Source organism: Rhodoferax aquaticus, assembly GCF_006974105.1.
GTDB lineage: Bacteria > Pseudomonadota > Gammaproteobacteria > Burkholderiales > Burkholderiaceae_C > Allorhodoferax > Allorhodoferax aquaticus_A.
The window spans coordinates 2,028,654-2,042,366 of sequence record NZ_CP036282.1 but is presented as its reverse complement, the minus strand read 5'-3'; the positions used below and the strand labels follow the sequence as shown (position 1 = coordinate 2,042,366).

Below are 13,713 nucleotides of genomic sequence, written 5' to 3'. Positions count from 1 at the left end.
GGTCGGTAGCAGTTTCACACTGCTACCGACCCTTTTTTGTGCTTTTAGGCTTTCACGCAATCGGCAAAGTAGCGCTTCTTGCCATCGTCGCCCACTTCTTCCACCAAGCCGTGGATGTCTGTTTCAAAGCCGGGGCACAGCGAGTTGAATTCGCGCGAGAACTTGAGGTAGTCCACAATTTTCTTGTTGAACACTTCACCAGGAATCAACAAAGGAATGCCTGGAGGGTATGGTGTGACCAAGCCCACGGTGATGCGGCCTTCCAACTTATCAATCTCCACACGCTCGGTCTTGCGGTGCGCGATGTGGGCGTAGGCGTCACTGGGCTTCATAGCGGGCTGTAGGTCGCTCAAGTACATTTCTGTCGTCAGGCGTGCAATGTCGTACTTGGCATACAGCTCATGCACGAACTGGCACAAATCCGCCAAGCCCATTTGCTCATACCGTGGGTACTTTTGGCAAAACTCCGGCAGGATGCGCCACATGGGCTGGTTCTTGTCGTAGTCATCTTTGAACTGCTGCAAAGCCGTCAACATGCTGTTCCAGCGGCCTTTGGTAATGCCGATGGTGAACATGATGAAGAAGCTGTACAAACCCGTTTTCTCCACCACCACGCCGTGCTCCGCCAAGAACTTGGTCACGATGCTGGCCGGGATACCCGTCTTGGCAAACTTGCCGCTCAAGTCCATGCCCGGAGTCACGATGGTGGACTTGATGGGGTCCAACATATTGAAGCCGGTCGCCATCTTGCCGAAACCGTGCCAATTGACACCTGCCTTGGCGTTCTTGGCTTCGCCTTTGATGATCCAGTCGTCTGAGCGGCCAATGCCTTCTTCGGCTAACTTGTCCGGGCCCCATACTTTGAACCACCAGTCTTTGCCGTACTCTTCGTCCACCTTGCGCATGGCGCGACGGAAGTCCAGGGCTTCGGCAATGCTCTCTTCCACCAAGGCCGTGCCACCGGGTGGCTCCATCATGGCGGCGGCCACGTCGCAGCTGGCAATGATGCTGTACTGCGGCGAGGTGGAGGTGTGCATCAAATAAGCTTCATTGAACAAGTGTTTGTCCAACTTCACCGTTTGGGAGTCCTGCACCAGCACTTGGCTAGCTTGGCTAATTCCGGCCAGCAGTTTGTGAATGGAGTGCGTCGCATACACCACCGCATGCTTAGGCCGCACGCGCTTCTTGCCCATGGCGTGGTAGCTACCATAGAAGGGGTGGAAAGCAGCATGTGGCAACCAAGCCTCGTCAAAGTGCAGGTTGTCTACATAGCCATCAAGCATGCCCTTAATGGTTTCGGTGTTGTACAACACCCCGTCGTAGGTGGATTGCGTCAATGTCAGCACACGAGGCTTCACCTTTTTCGCATCTACGCCTTTGAGCAACGGGTTGGCTTTGATCTTGGCTTGAATGGCCGCTGGCTCAAACTCTTCTTTGGGAATGGGCCCGATGATGCCAAAGTGGTTGCGCGTGGGCTTCAAAAAGACCGGAATCGCCCCCGTCATGATGATGCTGTGCAAGATGGACTTGTGGCAGTTGCGGTCCACCACCACCACATCGCCCGGCGCCACAGTGTGGTGCCAGACCATTTTGTTAGAGGTGCTGGTGCCATTGGTCACGAAGAAGCAGTGGTCTGCATTGAAAATGCGCGCCGCATTGCGTTCAGAAGCGCCCACCGGGCCGTCATGGTCTAGCAGCTGGCCCAACTCTTCAACGGCGTTGCACACGTCAGCACGCAGCATGTTTTCGCCAAAAAATTGGTGGAACATCTGGCCTACAGGGCTCTTCAAAAAGGCCACGCCGCCTGAGTGCCCGGGGCAATGCCATGAGTAAGAACCGTCTTCAGCGTAATCCAGCAAGGCTTTGAAGAACGGGGGCTGCACGCCCTCCAAATAGCTCTTAGCTTCACGCAGGATGTGGCGCGCCACAAACTCGGGCGTGTCTTCAAACATGTGGATGAAACCGTGGAGCTCACGCAAGATGTCGTTCGGAATGTGGCGTGAAGTTTTGGTCTCGCCGTACACATAGATGGGCACATCCAAGTTTTTGCGACGCACTTCTTCAATAAAGTGGCGCAAGTTCAATACTGCCGGGTCCAAATCGGGCCCAGGCGTGAATTCCTCGTCGTCAATCGACAAAATGAATGCACTGGCGCGGCTTTGTTGCTGGGCAAACTGACTCAAATCGCCGTAGCTGGTCACGCCCAGCACTTCGAAGCCCTCAGTCTCTATGGCCTGAGCCAAAGCGCGAATACCCAACCCGGAGGTGTTTTCAGAGCGAAAATCTTCGTCAATGATGACGATGGGAAAGCGAAACTTCATCAAATTACTCCAGCGAAATACCAAAAACAATTAAGCAGGCGCGAAGTGTAAGTACTAATTGCGCAAGCCATGTGGCACCCCTCGCCTTTTGACCCACAATGTGGCGTTGTCAACACACAGAGAGTTCGATCCAAACTTATATGAGCGAATCAACTATTTGGTGGCTGCTTGCAGGGGGACTTGTGGCGCTAGAGCTAATCACCGGCACTTTTTACCTCCTCATGCTAGCCATCGGGGTCGTTGCTGCAGCCATTGGGGCCCACGCGGGTCTCAGCACCACGTACCAAATTGTCGTCGCCGCAGTGGTGGGGTGCGGAGCAGTAGCATGGTGGCACTTTCGGCCTGCACGCGGCAGAGGCAAACCATCCGCACAAGCGAATCCCGATGTCAATTTGGACATTGGCGAAACCGTCAACGTGAATGCTTGGCAAGCCGACGGCACCGCCCAGGTGCAATACCGCGGCGCGCAGTGGACCGCCATCCACCGCAATGGCATTACCCCCAGTGTCGGTAGCCACCGCATTGCGGAGGTAATTGGCAGCCGCTTATTGGTCGACAAGTCTTAACAAGGAGTCTTTATGGAAATAGCAATCGTCATACTGGTCATTGCCGTCTTATTCGTAACCCGTGCGGTCAAGGTGGTGCCCCAGCAGCATGCATGGGTGGTAGAACGCTTGGGCAAATACCACGAAACACTGACTCCGGGGCTCAACATCCTGCTGCCTTTTATTGATCGTGTGGCCTACAAACACGTGCTCAAAGAAATCCCGCTCGACATCGCAAGTCAAGTCTGTATTACCCGGGACAACACCCAGTTGCAGGTAGACGGCATTTTGTATTTTCAAGTCACTGACGCCATGCGCGCCAGCTACGGCTCGTCGAATTACATCGTGGCCATCTCGCAACTCGCTCAAACGTCTCTGCGCTCGGTCATCGGCAAGCTGGAGTTAGATAAAACGTTTGAAGAGCGCGACATCATCAACGCCCAAGTGGTATCGGCCATCGACGAAGCGGCGCTGAACTGGGGCGTCAAAGTCTTGCGCTACGAAATCAAAGACCTCACACCACCGAAAGAAATCTTGCATGCCATGCAAGCGCAAATCACCGCTGAGCGTGAAAAGCGCGCATTGATTGCGGCATCCGAAGGTCGCCGCCAAGAGCAAATCAACATCGCCACCGGCGAACGCGAAGCTTTCATCGCTAGATCTGAAGGTGAAAAGCAAGCCGCCATCAACAAAGCCCAGGGCGAGGCAGCCAGCATCACCGCTGTGGCCGATGCGACCGCACAAGCCATAGAGCGTGTTGCAGCCGCCATTCGCCTACCTGGTGGTGAACAAGCTGTGCAACTCAAAGTAGCAGAGCGTGCAGTGGACGCCTACGCCCAAGTAGCGGCCGACGCATCCACCACGCTCATCGTGCCCAGCAATATGTCGGAAGTGTCTGCATTGATCGCATCGGCCATGAAGATGGTGAGCTCGATCAAGTAAAGGCTCAGAACAAAGGACAGCTTGCTGCCCCCTAAAAAAAGCCCTGCAATAGCCTTATTGCAGGGCTTTACTTTTTTCTGGCGGGGAAGGCTTGCGCAATCGAGACATCCAACAAATTCCAAACAAGTACAAATACACCAAAAAAATCAATGGCTTACGAGCAACAAGCATCCAATCGCGTTCAACCCAATTGAACCCAATCCAACGACCATTTGTATAGTTGTTTGGATAGTTGATTTGAAACGGATTAGAACTTATGGCACGTTCAATAGGCCGACTCTCCGCACCTCAAGTTACACGTTTGGCAAAGCCTGGGCTCTACGGCGATGGTGGTAGTCTGACCCTACAGATTACCAAAGCTGAAAGGCCAGTCATCTCTGGTGTATGGGCTGCCCTGGTCAGAATGCACCATGACTTCGGCGTCGGGCTTGCATCGCCACACCGCCATGGGCATCGCATTGAAGGCCAGCTCACTGGTCATGCGTTCACTCATTGCCCCTCCCACGACCCAGCGCGAGAACAGTTCCACCACACGGCCAAGTACAACCAGCCTTCATGCATTCGGATGTAGGTGATGCCGGTCACCCTCAGTCAGAAACCTCATGTGTGAGGCATAACCTGTCGCCATGGAACATGAATGCCGAGCAAGATACGCAAGCCCTAGGCAGCGCTGGCGCTGATTGCGCGAGCCCCGTGGCACTGAGCTCAAAGGCCAGACGGCAATTGAAAGAGCGAAACGGTGGACACTAGGTCGCGCGCCTGCGTTTTCAGACCAGTTGCAGCAGCAGCCATTTCTTCAACAAGAGCTGCGTTTTGCTGGGTCGTTTGGTCCATGGAACTGATCGCTTCTCCCACCTGACTCACCCCCTGAGACTGTTCGTTGGACGCAGCGCTTATCTCACCCATGATGTGCGCGACTCGCTGGATGGAGGAGACGATTTCCTGCATCGTAGTACCTGCCTGATCAACGAGGCTGCTGCCATGTTCGACCTTTTCCACGCTGGTATTGATCAGTGACTTAATTTCCTTCGCAGCCTCTGCACTGCGCCCCGCAAGAGCACGTACTTCACTGGCGACCACTGCAAAGCCCCTTCCTTGGTCGCCAGCGCGCGCAGCCTCAACCGCCGCATTGAGCGCCAAAATGTTGGTCTGAAAGGCAATGCCGTCAATCACGCTGATGATGTCGGCAATTTTGCGCGACGATGCATTGATGCCTTTCATGGTCTCAACCACGCGGCCAACAACCTCGCCACCCTGCATGGCTACGCTGGATGCGCTGGTGGCCAGTTCGTTAGCCTGACGAGCGGCATATGCATTTTGGTTGACGGTCCCTCCCAATTCAGACATCGATGCGCTGGTCTCTTCTAGCACCGCTGCTTGCTGCTCGGTGCGGACAGAGAGGTCATTATTGCCTTGGGCAATTTCGGCGCTCGTACTTGCAATTCCCTCCGAACCGCTGCGAACTTCCGTCACCAATATACGAAGCGAATCCACCATGTCACTAAGTCCAGCCATGACACTGCCCTTGGGCGCTTGGTGCAGATCAACTGTCAAATTGCCCATCGAGACCTGTTGGACAATTGTCACCGCCAAAGCGGGCTCACAACCGATTTGGCGCATGACCGATCTCGCAACTACTAGGCCTACGCCGCCCATAAACATCAGGCCCAGAAGGCCATAGGCAAGCTCCTGCCACACTTCGCTGCGTATTTGTTCGTCCAGATCATCGGTATACAAGCCAGAGCCCACCATCCAGTTCCAGCCTTCGACTTTCATAATGAACTGCAGTTTTGGAACTGGTTCTGAACTACCGGGGCGCGGGAACATGGTCGGCACAAATGCAGCTCCGTCAGCACTTGCCTGAAGCCCGGCTATGAGTGCTTGGATAACATCCACTCCGGACCCATCCTTGATTTTTCCGATCATGTTTTGCCCTATCCACTCGGGTTTGATCGGGTGAACAACGCCCACACCATCGGTACGCCAAACATAGAAGTACTCAGTCTTTCCGTTAGCTCCGCCGTACCGCGCCATTCCAATGGAATCGGCAGCAGCATTCTGCGCGTCTTCCTTGCTCATCAGACCTTGATCGGCCTTGGCCTTATAGCCGATTGCCAAGGCATGAACAGACTGCACTGCTGTCACCAACTCAAGCTTCCTCGCATCAGTCAGCGAGCGCCTTGTGTCAAATACTGAAATCACAGAGAAGAGCAGCACCGAACCTACTCCGCAGAGCACGATGGAGGCAATTTTTTGTTTGAAACTCAGTTTGTCTAACATCGTCGCGCCTCCTGCTGTGGCGGAACCACATTCAAGTGTCCCGTCATTTGGGGTCAATGAAAGCTGAACATATTCGTCGCAAAAACTAGCCAAGACAATTGGAAAGTCGGATGCTTTCAATACATCCATGGCTAGATCCAGCAAGCGGATGGTGAGCGTTTGCCAGTTAGAGCAGGCTAGCAGTTGAATCGCTTTGTCGCAACGCATTGCCACCCATTTTGGGCAGATGCAGCAATAGGTTTCGGAAAGCCGGGGGCGATTCACTGGCTGTGCAGAATAACTACAGCAAAGCGTCGCATTCTTTATCTGCGGGGCCAGCTACAGTATTTCCGTTTACATTGTCACGATTGACCCTCGCGGATTTTTTGGGAGAAAACATGTCTGCCTTCAAGGAAGCTCGAAAAATCATTGAAAAAGACCCTGAATCTAGGGACGCTAAGATATTTTCTTATTTGATCGTCGCCCTAGAAATGGGGCATGAGTTCCTTCTCAGTGAACTCTACAAATTGGACTACGACACCTTCAAACTAGCGTTGCGCGTCATCGATGAGTGGCGTAACGACCGGTTTTTCCGCAGCAAAGTTAGGCTCTACGATTTTGCTTGGCAGGTCAAAGAAATGTCAGAACTCAAGTAAGTCGCATTCGCGTAATGGACATGCAGATCTACATTTGTCCGCAAAAGTCACGCCAAGACCTCAGTCAAGGAAAGCGTGCAAATGCTGTCGCTGAACTTCGCGTCTGACACCACAAAATTGCTGAACCTCGGTATAGTCATTCCCCATGTGCAGAGTTGGGCCTAGTTCGGCCGCGAGTTGGTGTGCGGGGCAAAGTTCAACATGCCGAACTGCCAAGGATCTAACCGGAGAACGCTCATGAAGACACGCTATATCCTAGGTTTGGCGGTGCTATCGCTCGCGCCATTGACTCACGCCGACGTCTGGACCATCCGCGCCGACAACTGGTGCCCCTACAACTGCGAACCCAAATCGGCCCAGCCGGGTTACATGATCGAAATTATTCAGGCGGCTGCCAAAACCGCGGGCCATACAGTTGACTACGCCACTACGCCGTGGTCCCGCGCGCTGTCCGAGGCGCGCAATGGACAGATCAACGGAGTGGTAGGCATGGCGACCGGTGACCGGGAAGGCATGCTGGTCACTGACAAGCTGGGGGTGGACACCACCTGCTTTTTTGTCAATGCAGGCGACTCCCTGAAATACAGCAGCCCGGCGGACCTGGCCAAACTGCAATCGGTGGGGACCATCCAGAGCTATGTATATCCGGACGAATTCATGAACTGGCAAAAGTCCAATCCCTCCAAGGTGCAGAGTGCAGCCGGCGATAACGCTCTGGAACTCAACATCAAGAAGCTGACGGGCAAGCGTTTTCAGGCGTTTATCGAAAACGAAACCGTCGTGAACTATTTGCGCAAGTCGCAGCCCGCCCTCAAGGATGTCGTGTCAGCGGGTTGCATGGAATCCACTGATCTTTTCGCCGGTTTTGGTGCGAAGAACCCCAAGAGCGCGGACATCGTCAAGGCAATTAACGCTAAAACAGCGGAGATGAAAAAATCGGGCGAACTCAAGAAGTTACTTGACAAGTACGGCGCGAAGGCCTGGTAACACATGCTTTTTGGAGCGGATTGCGATTTGACAGAGCGTGCAATGAATGAAGTACAGGGATGTACTGCTCTACCTCCCACTATTCCTCTTGTGTCCGCAAAGGTTAAGGACTACCAGCTGTTTCAAGCACACCCTGTCAACTCAACATTGGCGACAACCAACATGAGCGGTACATACCGATTGACAAAGACCACCCCAGTCCAAGTGGCGGACTGTGAGCCATCCGCTGCTTGGAAGAAGTAGTTTGCTACAGCGAGATCCAGCACAGGCCAGACGGTAGGCACCAGCGCGACCAGCACCGAGGCCAAAACGAGTACCGCGAAGTAGTCTTTGCGTTGTTTAAGCATGCGTGTCCTCCGCAGACGGAAGCGTGACGATCACTCGCAGGCCTTGACGCCGTTCCTTGTCCGCATAGGTGAGTTCGAGGCTGGCACTGATGCGTCGTGCAATGGTCTGAACGATCGACAGGCCCAGACCGGAGCCGATGACATCGGTTCCTAGCCCTCTGTAAAAAGGGTCCAACACACGCTCTCGCTCATGCGGTGGGCGACTGCGCGAACGGCGGTCGAGTGAACCACATCCTGACTCACATCCCGGACCCGTGCATAGGTCAGGAGTTGCTCGACTAGCTGGCGCGCTCGCGACAAGCCAGTCATCAAGGTTCGCACACGGGCCTTGGCCGACGGCGGCATCTCTGTGCTCGCCAACTGTTCGGCCTGTAGGGTGAGCGCCGTCAAGGGCGTGCGGAGTTCATGTGCTGCATCAGCGAGGAAGCGACGTTGCTGGTCCATCGCTCCCTGTACCCGGTTGAGAAGGTCGTTGATGGCGGTCACGAAGGGGCGGATTTCATCACGCACACCCGTTCGCTGAGCGGCAAGGAGGAGCGTGCCCGCCATCGTACTGGTGTCGCGCTCTGGTGCCGCCGGGTGCAGGATCTGGATCACGACCACAGAGTCGGCATCGAGGATGTCAGTCTCCACTCCAGCCGGAGCGGGATCAGCGGCCAGACCCTGCCGATGGACCAAATGGACGACCTGACGCAGCACGTCATCCTGCAACTTCCTGGCCTCCTGAAGGGCCGTGAAATAGGACAACACACATGCCACAACAGCCATCAGTGCATGCAAGAGGGCGAACTCCTTGGCTGACAGCAGAGTCCTCGCGCCCTCAACGATTGCTTCCCGTGTCACCGGGTCTAAGGACATATTTCCGTTCGAAAGAAGCGTGCCGGACGCGCCCCCCCCCTTGCGCCGGATCACTGCCCGCATACGAGCAAGCAGTTCGGACATTTCAAAGGGCTTGAGCACGTAGTCTTCCGCGCCGTGGTCTAAACCTTTGATCCGGTCTTCTACCGTATCGCGGGCGGTAGTGACCAGCACTGGCACGGCGTCATCCCGAGCGCGCACGCTGCGCAGAATCTCCATGCCGTCTACCTTGGGGAGGCCCAGGTCCAGCAGCATGAGGCCATGCTTTGGGGTGGACAGGGCGAGCTGTGCCGACTGCCCGTCCTAGACCCAGGCCGGATAGGCGGACGCATGAAGAGAGTTTTGCATGGTGTGTAGCAGACAAGCTTGGTTGTTGAAGACCCGCGAACTTTGCTTGCGCGGACTTAGCACACACTTAGGGGCCTGATGCCTTAGGCCCGCACCCAACCCATGCGGATAAAGCGTCCTAACACCCGTCGGTATAGCGCGTGCGTGGCAGCGAAAAGCGGCGGGTTCAGGTGCGGCGCTGCCCACAGGCTTGCATAGGTCTCACTTAAACACCTGTCCCAAACTCCGGGGCCATTTCATTGCCGCACACCCTCTCAAAAAAACCATTTTTCCACGCGGCTTTTGCGCGAAAGCCAACACATTCCTCCAAATAAATGTGAATTTTGAGAGCCAAGGCTGCTATCTACTTTTTTGTGCGACCTACATGAAATTCAATAAATAATTTATTGCGCATTGCCAGCCAAGTCCCTTTTGCAATGCGTTGGAGCCCTTAGACAGCGCAAAGGTTGCAAAGACAATCCAAGCCAAGGGCGCCATCCCCGGTACGTAAAAGAAAAAAAGTGGAGGTACGTTATGAGCGGAACAGCGATTCCAATACTGCTAAAAAGGGCCCACAAACTGCCCAGCCCAACAGGCGTGGCGTTATCGATCATGCAGCTCTGCGATGACGAGCGCGTCACCATTGGCCAGATTGCAACGCTAGTGCAGTCAGACCCGGCTCTGACAGGCAGGCTCTTGAAGCAAGCCAACAACCTCGCAGAGGGCATGATGTGGCCAGTGGTGTCGGCCGTAGAGGCAGTCAATCGGCTTGGTGTGCAGTCGGTGCGGCTTCTCGCACTTAGCTTCTCCTTGGTGGACCAATACGGGCGTGGCGAATGTGAACACTTCAACTACGCCTTGTTTTGGAGTCACGCACTACTGATGGCGGTTGCCGTCAAAGACTTAGGCGAAATGCTAGAGCTTGGCATGGCCGATGAGCTCTTCTCATGTGGTTTGCTCTCGCGAGTCGGTTGCCTTGCCCTCGCAACCGCCTACCCCATGGAGTACTCCGCCATCTTGGTGCGTGGCTTGGAGCCTAGAAACCTATTGGCTGAAGAACGCAAAGCACTGGACACTGACCACATTGCCATGACTGACCGGCTGCTCAAGCAATGGGGCCTGCCAGAAGTCTTGATTGAGCCGCTCAAGTTTCATGAAGACCCAGAGGCCATCATCTACGCACATGGCACACGGCAGTGGCGCTTGGCCACCTTGGTTCACCTGAGCCTCAGGATTGCCAACTTTGTCTTGCATCCGAGCAAAGATCCGGCATTTCAGCTTTCGGAGTTGCACCTGTTAGCTGGGAAACTGGGCCTAGACGAAAGTGATTTCACCGAGTGCGTCGATGACCTGCTGCAGCAGTGGCGCATGTGGGGAAATAGCTTGAACGTGCAAGTCAACGATGTGTCCTCCTTCGCCGCTATGGTGGAGTCGCACACCCAATGGTTCAAAGTGTTGGTGGCCGGCGAGGATGCGCGATTTGCCGAAGTGATCAGCGATTACCTGCGCGATGAGTGCAAGTACGAGACGCTCACCACCGACAACAGCCAAGACGCCCTCAGCCTGGCTCTCAAGTTCAAGCCCCACGCGGTGCTCACTTTCGGATCCGGGCAGCGCATGAACAGCAAGGGTCTGTGTCAAGCGCTCAAGTCCAATACATGGAGCCAGCATATTTTTGTGATGATGCTGCTCGAAAACGATGACGAACATCGTGTACTTGCCGCCTTTGACGCGGGGGGGGATGACTGCCTGCCGCAGCCCGTCCATTTGCGTTGCTTGCAAGCACGACTGCACACCCAAGCCCGCTACGTGCGCATTAGTGAAGCGTGGGAGCGAGACCACAAGCGCCTGAGAATGGCGGCCGAAGACCTGGCGCAAAGCAACCAGCGCTTACTTCAATCCGCGCTCACTGACCCCTTGACCGCTTTGTCGAATCGGCGTGCGGGCCTGCACACCTTGGCACAGACTTGGTCCAATGCCAGCCGCTACTCGGCCCCCTTCAGCGTCATCAGCATCGACATTGACCACTTTAAATGCATCAACGATTTGCATGGGCATATGGTGGGGGACGATGTACTCAAACTCGTGAGCGAGTGCCTCCAAAAGCAAGCGCGCAAAGAAGACACGGTGTGTCGCTGGGGCGGCGAGGAGTTTTTAATAATTTGCCCCAACCTTGAACTGCGCGAAGGGGCCTACATGGCAGAGCGCATTCGCCAAGCCATTGCATTGAATCCCTACGCTACGGACACCCAAAGCATCTACATCACCGCCAGTTTGGGCATCGCTACCTGGGACAACCAAATCGGCAGTATCGAACAACTCTTGGGCAATGTAGACCAAGCGCTTTACGCAGCCAAGCGCGGAGGGCGCAACTGCGTAGGCGTTCAAGCGAAGCAACAGGTGCGGGTTTTGAAAGTCGCGTAGTCCATGTTCAAAAGTTAACCCATGAGGGTGAACATGCGATCAATTCCTTACTTGCTTTGTTGCGCGAAGCAAAACAGGGGGGGGAACTCACCGATGTCTTGGTATTGAAGTTGAACACGCACTTGGCTGTCAGAAAAAGACTTAGGCTTGGGGACATGGACAAGACCGCCGATCCAGACCGAACTGACGAACTGCTTGCGCCAATGGACGGATACCTGGAAATAGTCCGCAGCCCCGCCTCAGCTGCAGGGCTTTTTTCCGTGCTAGGTTGACTCCATCAGAGGAGCATTGCAATTAGTTGGAATAAACACGATCTTTACACGTCTGCGGGAGCAAAACGTGCCATGTCAGACGCCTTGACAACCGCAAAGCCCCTTCAGCTTCAACAGCCTGAAGTACCCACCGCAATAGCGGATCATCCCCGAACGCTAGGATGGATAGGGACTACCGCTTTGGCAATGGGGGAGCAACCAAAGCCTATTTCTTATTGCTGCACTCTTTGCAGGCTAGGGGAACATTCTTGGTCAGGGTCGTGCAGCCGTTACGTTGCTGGCCTTAGGCCTGTTGCTGAGTTGGGCCGCGGCGCCTGGCTGGACCGAATTGGTTTTGATGTGGCCCAACCGTGTTGGAGGCATTGCGGCAACGTGTAGCGAAGCGTTCCGGCCTTACGCTCCAGTGCTCGCCAATCTTGCCGGTACATGTTAGTGGTGGGGTTGGGTACCTACTTGCGGGCTAACCGCACTATGGTCTGCTTCGGCGATTAAATGCTGGTACCTGCCTCAAGTATCAGTAGAAGCGCTAGCCGTCGGTTTGAAGCTGTTTTTCATGGGCGTGAACTTGCTAGGTGTGAAGTGGGTGTCGCGCATGACAGTGCCGATTGCAGCTGTGTCGGCAATCCTCGCATTCCTGTCTGGCTTTGTACCTATTTGGTTGATCGCTGCAGCTAACTTCACGTACCTCATCGGCATCGCATTGCCAATGCGTAGCTGTATGGCTTCTACGGCGCGACCAACCGGGTCTATTGCGCCCCTACAGAGCGCCGCGCGGGAGCCTTTGGCTTACCAACAGTCCTCTTCGGTCTGGCCTTCGCCTACTCTGTCGCTGTCCTGTATGCCATTCGGAAGTATTCCGACAGACACAAGCTTGGCTTGCCTGGTGTGCCGCACTCTCTTCACATCAAGCTCACTGGTGCAATGCTGTTGGTACTGGTGCTGGACGGCGCCGGATATTTGCTAGCGGGCGAAAGCGTGCCCAAAGGCAATAGTGCATGGATCAGCGCTTTGGAAGACGTTTTCGTAGCGGTCGCCATGCTCACGATCAGTGTGGGGCTTGTTTTGCCGGGGATGATCGCGCACTCTGCGGTTGAAGTGGCCTCCGCAGCACAAAGACTAGCGAGTGGGACGGTGGCGGACTTCACGCGAGCCATGCGCGCTTTAGGTGAAGGTCGTCTTGATGAGGCACATGCACACGTCGATAGCAGGCCAGTGCAAGTGAACAGTCGCGACGAACTTGGCCAAATGGCCCAGAGCTTTAACAACTTACAGGCAGAGATCGGCGGCGCCGCACACAGCATCGACGACGCTCGCGAGGGCATTATTGGCTCACGAAATCAAGTTGAATTGACGCAACGCAGCTTGGAGCAGCCGCTCGCTGATTTGCACGTAGCGCTAGAACAGCGCAAACAGGCAGAAGAGCGTGCTGCAAGTGCCAATCAGGCCAAATCCCAGTTTTGGCGAACATGAGCCATGAAATTCGAACCCCCATGAATGGCATCATGGGTATGACGGATTTGACCCTCGACACGACATTGACCGCAACCCAGCGTAGTTACCTAGAAGCGGTCAAGAGTTCAGCCGCATCGCTTTTGGTGATTCTCAATAGTATTCTGGACTTTTCTAAAATTGAGGCCGGCAAGATCGAACTCGAATCTATTGCATTTGACATAGGGCAGTTGGTACGTGACACCCTTCAAGGCATACAAGTACGGGCCAATCAAAAGCAGCTCGTCTTGCGCTTCGACAGTCCACAGAATTTGCCCCCAATCTGA

At 54.8% G+C, this 13,713-nt stretch carries 12 protein-coding genes and 2 pseudogenes; 7 read left to right on the top strand and 7 right to left on the bottom strand.

Features of this window, described 5'->3' with window-relative positions:
* Nucleotides 1-44: 44 nt before the first annotated feature.
* Nucleotides 45-2,321, bottom strand: coding sequence for an arginine/lysine/ornithine decarboxylase (locus EXZ61_RS09570; protein ID WP_142811267.1), 2,277 nt, complete (start codon nucleotides 2,319-2,321; stop codon nucleotides 45-47).
* Nucleotides 2,322-2,461: 140 nt separating this feature from the next.
* Between EXZ61_RS09570 and EXZ61_RS09565 the strand changes: the two genes are divergently transcribed.
* Together EXZ61_RS09565 and EXZ61_RS09560 are read left to right on the top strand one after the other, a co-directional pair.
* Complete coding sequence (locus tag EXZ61_RS09565; RefSeq protein ID WP_142811265.1) at nucleotides 2,462-2,887, top strand: NfeD family protein; 426 nt, start codon at nucleotides 2,462-2,464, stop codon at nucleotides 2,885-2,887.
* A gap of 12 nt (nucleotides 2,888-2,899) precedes the next feature.
* Nucleotides 2,900-3,808, top strand: coding sequence for an SPFH domain-containing protein (locus tag EXZ61_RS09560; RefSeq protein ID WP_142811263.1), 909 nt, complete (start codon nucleotides 2,900-2,902; stop codon nucleotides 3,806-3,808).
* Nucleotides 3,809-4,175: 367 nt separating this feature from the next.
* Here the strand turns inward: EXZ61_RS09560 and EXZ61_RS22150 are convergent.
* Nucleotides 4,176-4,393, bottom strand: a pseudogene (locus EXZ61_RS22150) (DDE-type integrase/transposase/recombinase); the annotation flags it as partial.
* A 120-nt stretch (nucleotides 4,394-4,513) separates the two neighbouring features.
* Complete coding sequence (locus tag EXZ61_RS22375) at nucleotides 4,514-6,217, bottom strand: methyl-accepting chemotaxis protein (protein WP_281063823.1); 1,704 nt, start codon at nucleotides 6,215-6,217, stop codon at nucleotides 4,514-4,516.
* Nucleotides 6,218-6,465: 248 nt separating this feature from the next.
* Between EXZ61_RS22375 and EXZ61_RS09545 the strand changes: the two genes are divergently transcribed.
* Entirely contained in the window at nucleotides 6,466-6,723 is a 258-nt protein-coding gene (locus EXZ61_RS09545; protein ID WP_142811259.1) for a hypothetical protein, read from the top strand.
* Nucleotides 6,724-6,960: 237 nt separating this feature from the next.
* On the top strand, nucleotides 6,961-7,710 hold the full coding sequence (locus EXZ61_RS09540) for a substrate-binding periplasmic protein (protein ID WP_168224731.1): 750 nt from the start codon (nucleotides 6,961-6,963) through the stop codon (nucleotides 7,708-7,710).
* Nucleotides 7,711-7,832: 122 nt separating this feature from the next.
* Here the strand turns inward: EXZ61_RS09540 and EXZ61_RS09535 are convergent, their stop codons facing one another.
* From EXZ61_RS09535 to EXZ61_RS22500, 4 genes and pseudogenes are all read right to left on the bottom strand, one after another.
* A complete protein-coding gene (locus tag EXZ61_RS09535; protein ID WP_142811255.1) occupies nucleotides 7,833-8,057 on the bottom strand; it encodes a hypothetical protein in 225 nt (74 codons plus the stop codon).
* Nucleotides 8,050-8,235, bottom strand: coding sequence for a histidine kinase (locus tag EXZ61_RS22510; protein WP_342590570.1), 186 nt, complete (start codon nucleotides 8,233-8,235; stop codon nucleotides 8,050-8,052). The genes EXZ61_RS09535 and EXZ61_RS22510 overlap by 8 nt, the downstream gene beginning before the upstream one ends.
* Complete coding sequence (locus EXZ61_RS22505) at nucleotides 8,208-8,501, bottom strand: histidine kinase dimerization/phospho-acceptor domain-containing protein (protein WP_342590580.1); 294 nt, start codon at nucleotides 8,499-8,501, stop codon at nucleotides 8,208-8,210. Before EXZ61_RS22505 ends, EXZ61_RS22510 begins: the two co-directional genes overlap by 28 nt.
* 486 nt (nucleotides 8,502-8,987) lie before the next feature.
* Nucleotides 8,988-9,203, bottom strand: a pseudogene (locus tag EXZ61_RS22500) (response regulator); the annotation flags it as partial.
* 651 nt (nucleotides 9,204-9,854) lie between these two features.
* Between EXZ61_RS22500 and EXZ61_RS09520 the strand changes: the two are divergent.
* From EXZ61_RS09520 to EXZ61_RS09510, 3 genes are all read left to right on the top strand, one after another.
* Nucleotides 9,855-11,666 (top strand): diguanylate cyclase, encoded by a 1,812-nt coding sequence (locus EXZ61_RS09520; RefSeq protein ID WP_168224730.1) that lies wholly within the window; start codon nucleotides 9,855-9,857, stop codon nucleotides 11,664-11,666.
* Nucleotides 11,667-12,823: 1,157 nt separating this feature from the next.
* Complete coding sequence (locus EXZ61_RS09515; RefSeq protein ID WP_142811251.1) at nucleotides 12,824-13,408, top strand: HAMP domain-containing protein; 585 nt, start codon at nucleotides 12,824-12,826, stop codon at nucleotides 13,406-13,408.
* Nucleotides 13,405-13,713, top strand: a complete 309-nt coding sequence (locus tag EXZ61_RS09510) for a histidine kinase dimerization/phospho-acceptor domain-containing protein (protein ID WP_142811249.1) — start codon at nucleotides 13,405-13,407, stop codon at nucleotides 13,711-13,713. The genes EXZ61_RS09515 and EXZ61_RS09510 overlap by 4 nt, the downstream gene beginning before the upstream one ends.

Bases quoted from the DNA above. Each gene is read 5' to 3' on its own strand.
- EXZ61_RS09565 (WP_142811265.1), top strand. From the start codon at position 2,462: ATGAGCGAATCAACTATTTGGTGGCTGCTTGCAGGGGGACTTGTGGCG.
- EXZ61_RS09540 (WP_168224731.1), top strand. From the start codon at position 6,961: ATGAAGACACGCTATATCCTAGGTTTGGCGGTGCTATCGCTCGCGCCA.
- EXZ61_RS09520 (WP_168224730.1), top strand. From the start codon at position 9,855: ATGCAGCTCTGCGATGACGAGCGCGTCACCATTGGCCAGATTGCAACG.
- EXZ61_RS09560 (WP_142811263.1), top strand. From the start codon at position 2,900: ATGGAAATAGCAATCGTCATACTGGTCATTGCCGTCTTATTCGTAACC.
- EXZ61_RS09535 (WP_142811255.1), bottom strand. From the start codon at position 8,057: ATGCTTAAACAACGCAAAGACTACTTCGCGGTACTCGTTTTGGCCTCG.
- EXZ61_RS09570 (WP_142811267.1), bottom strand. From the start codon at position 2,321: ATGAAGTTTCGCTTTCCCATCGTCATCATTGACGAAGATTTTCGCTCT.
- EXZ61_RS22375 (WP_281063823.1), bottom strand. From the start codon at position 6,217: ATGGATGTATTGAAAGCATCCGACTTTCCAATTGTCTTGGCTAGTTTT.
- EXZ61_RS22505 (WP_342590580.1), bottom strand. From the start codon at position 8,501: ATGGACCAGCAACGTCGCTTCCTCGCTGATGCAGCACATGAACTCCGC.
- EXZ61_RS09510 (WP_142811249.1), top strand. From the start codon at position 13,405: ATGAGCCATGAAATTCGAACCCCCATGAATGGCATCATGGGTATGACG.
- EXZ61_RS09545 (WP_142811259.1), top strand. From the start codon at position 6,466: ATGTCTGCCTTCAAGGAAGCTCGAAAAATCATTGAAAAAGACCCTGAA.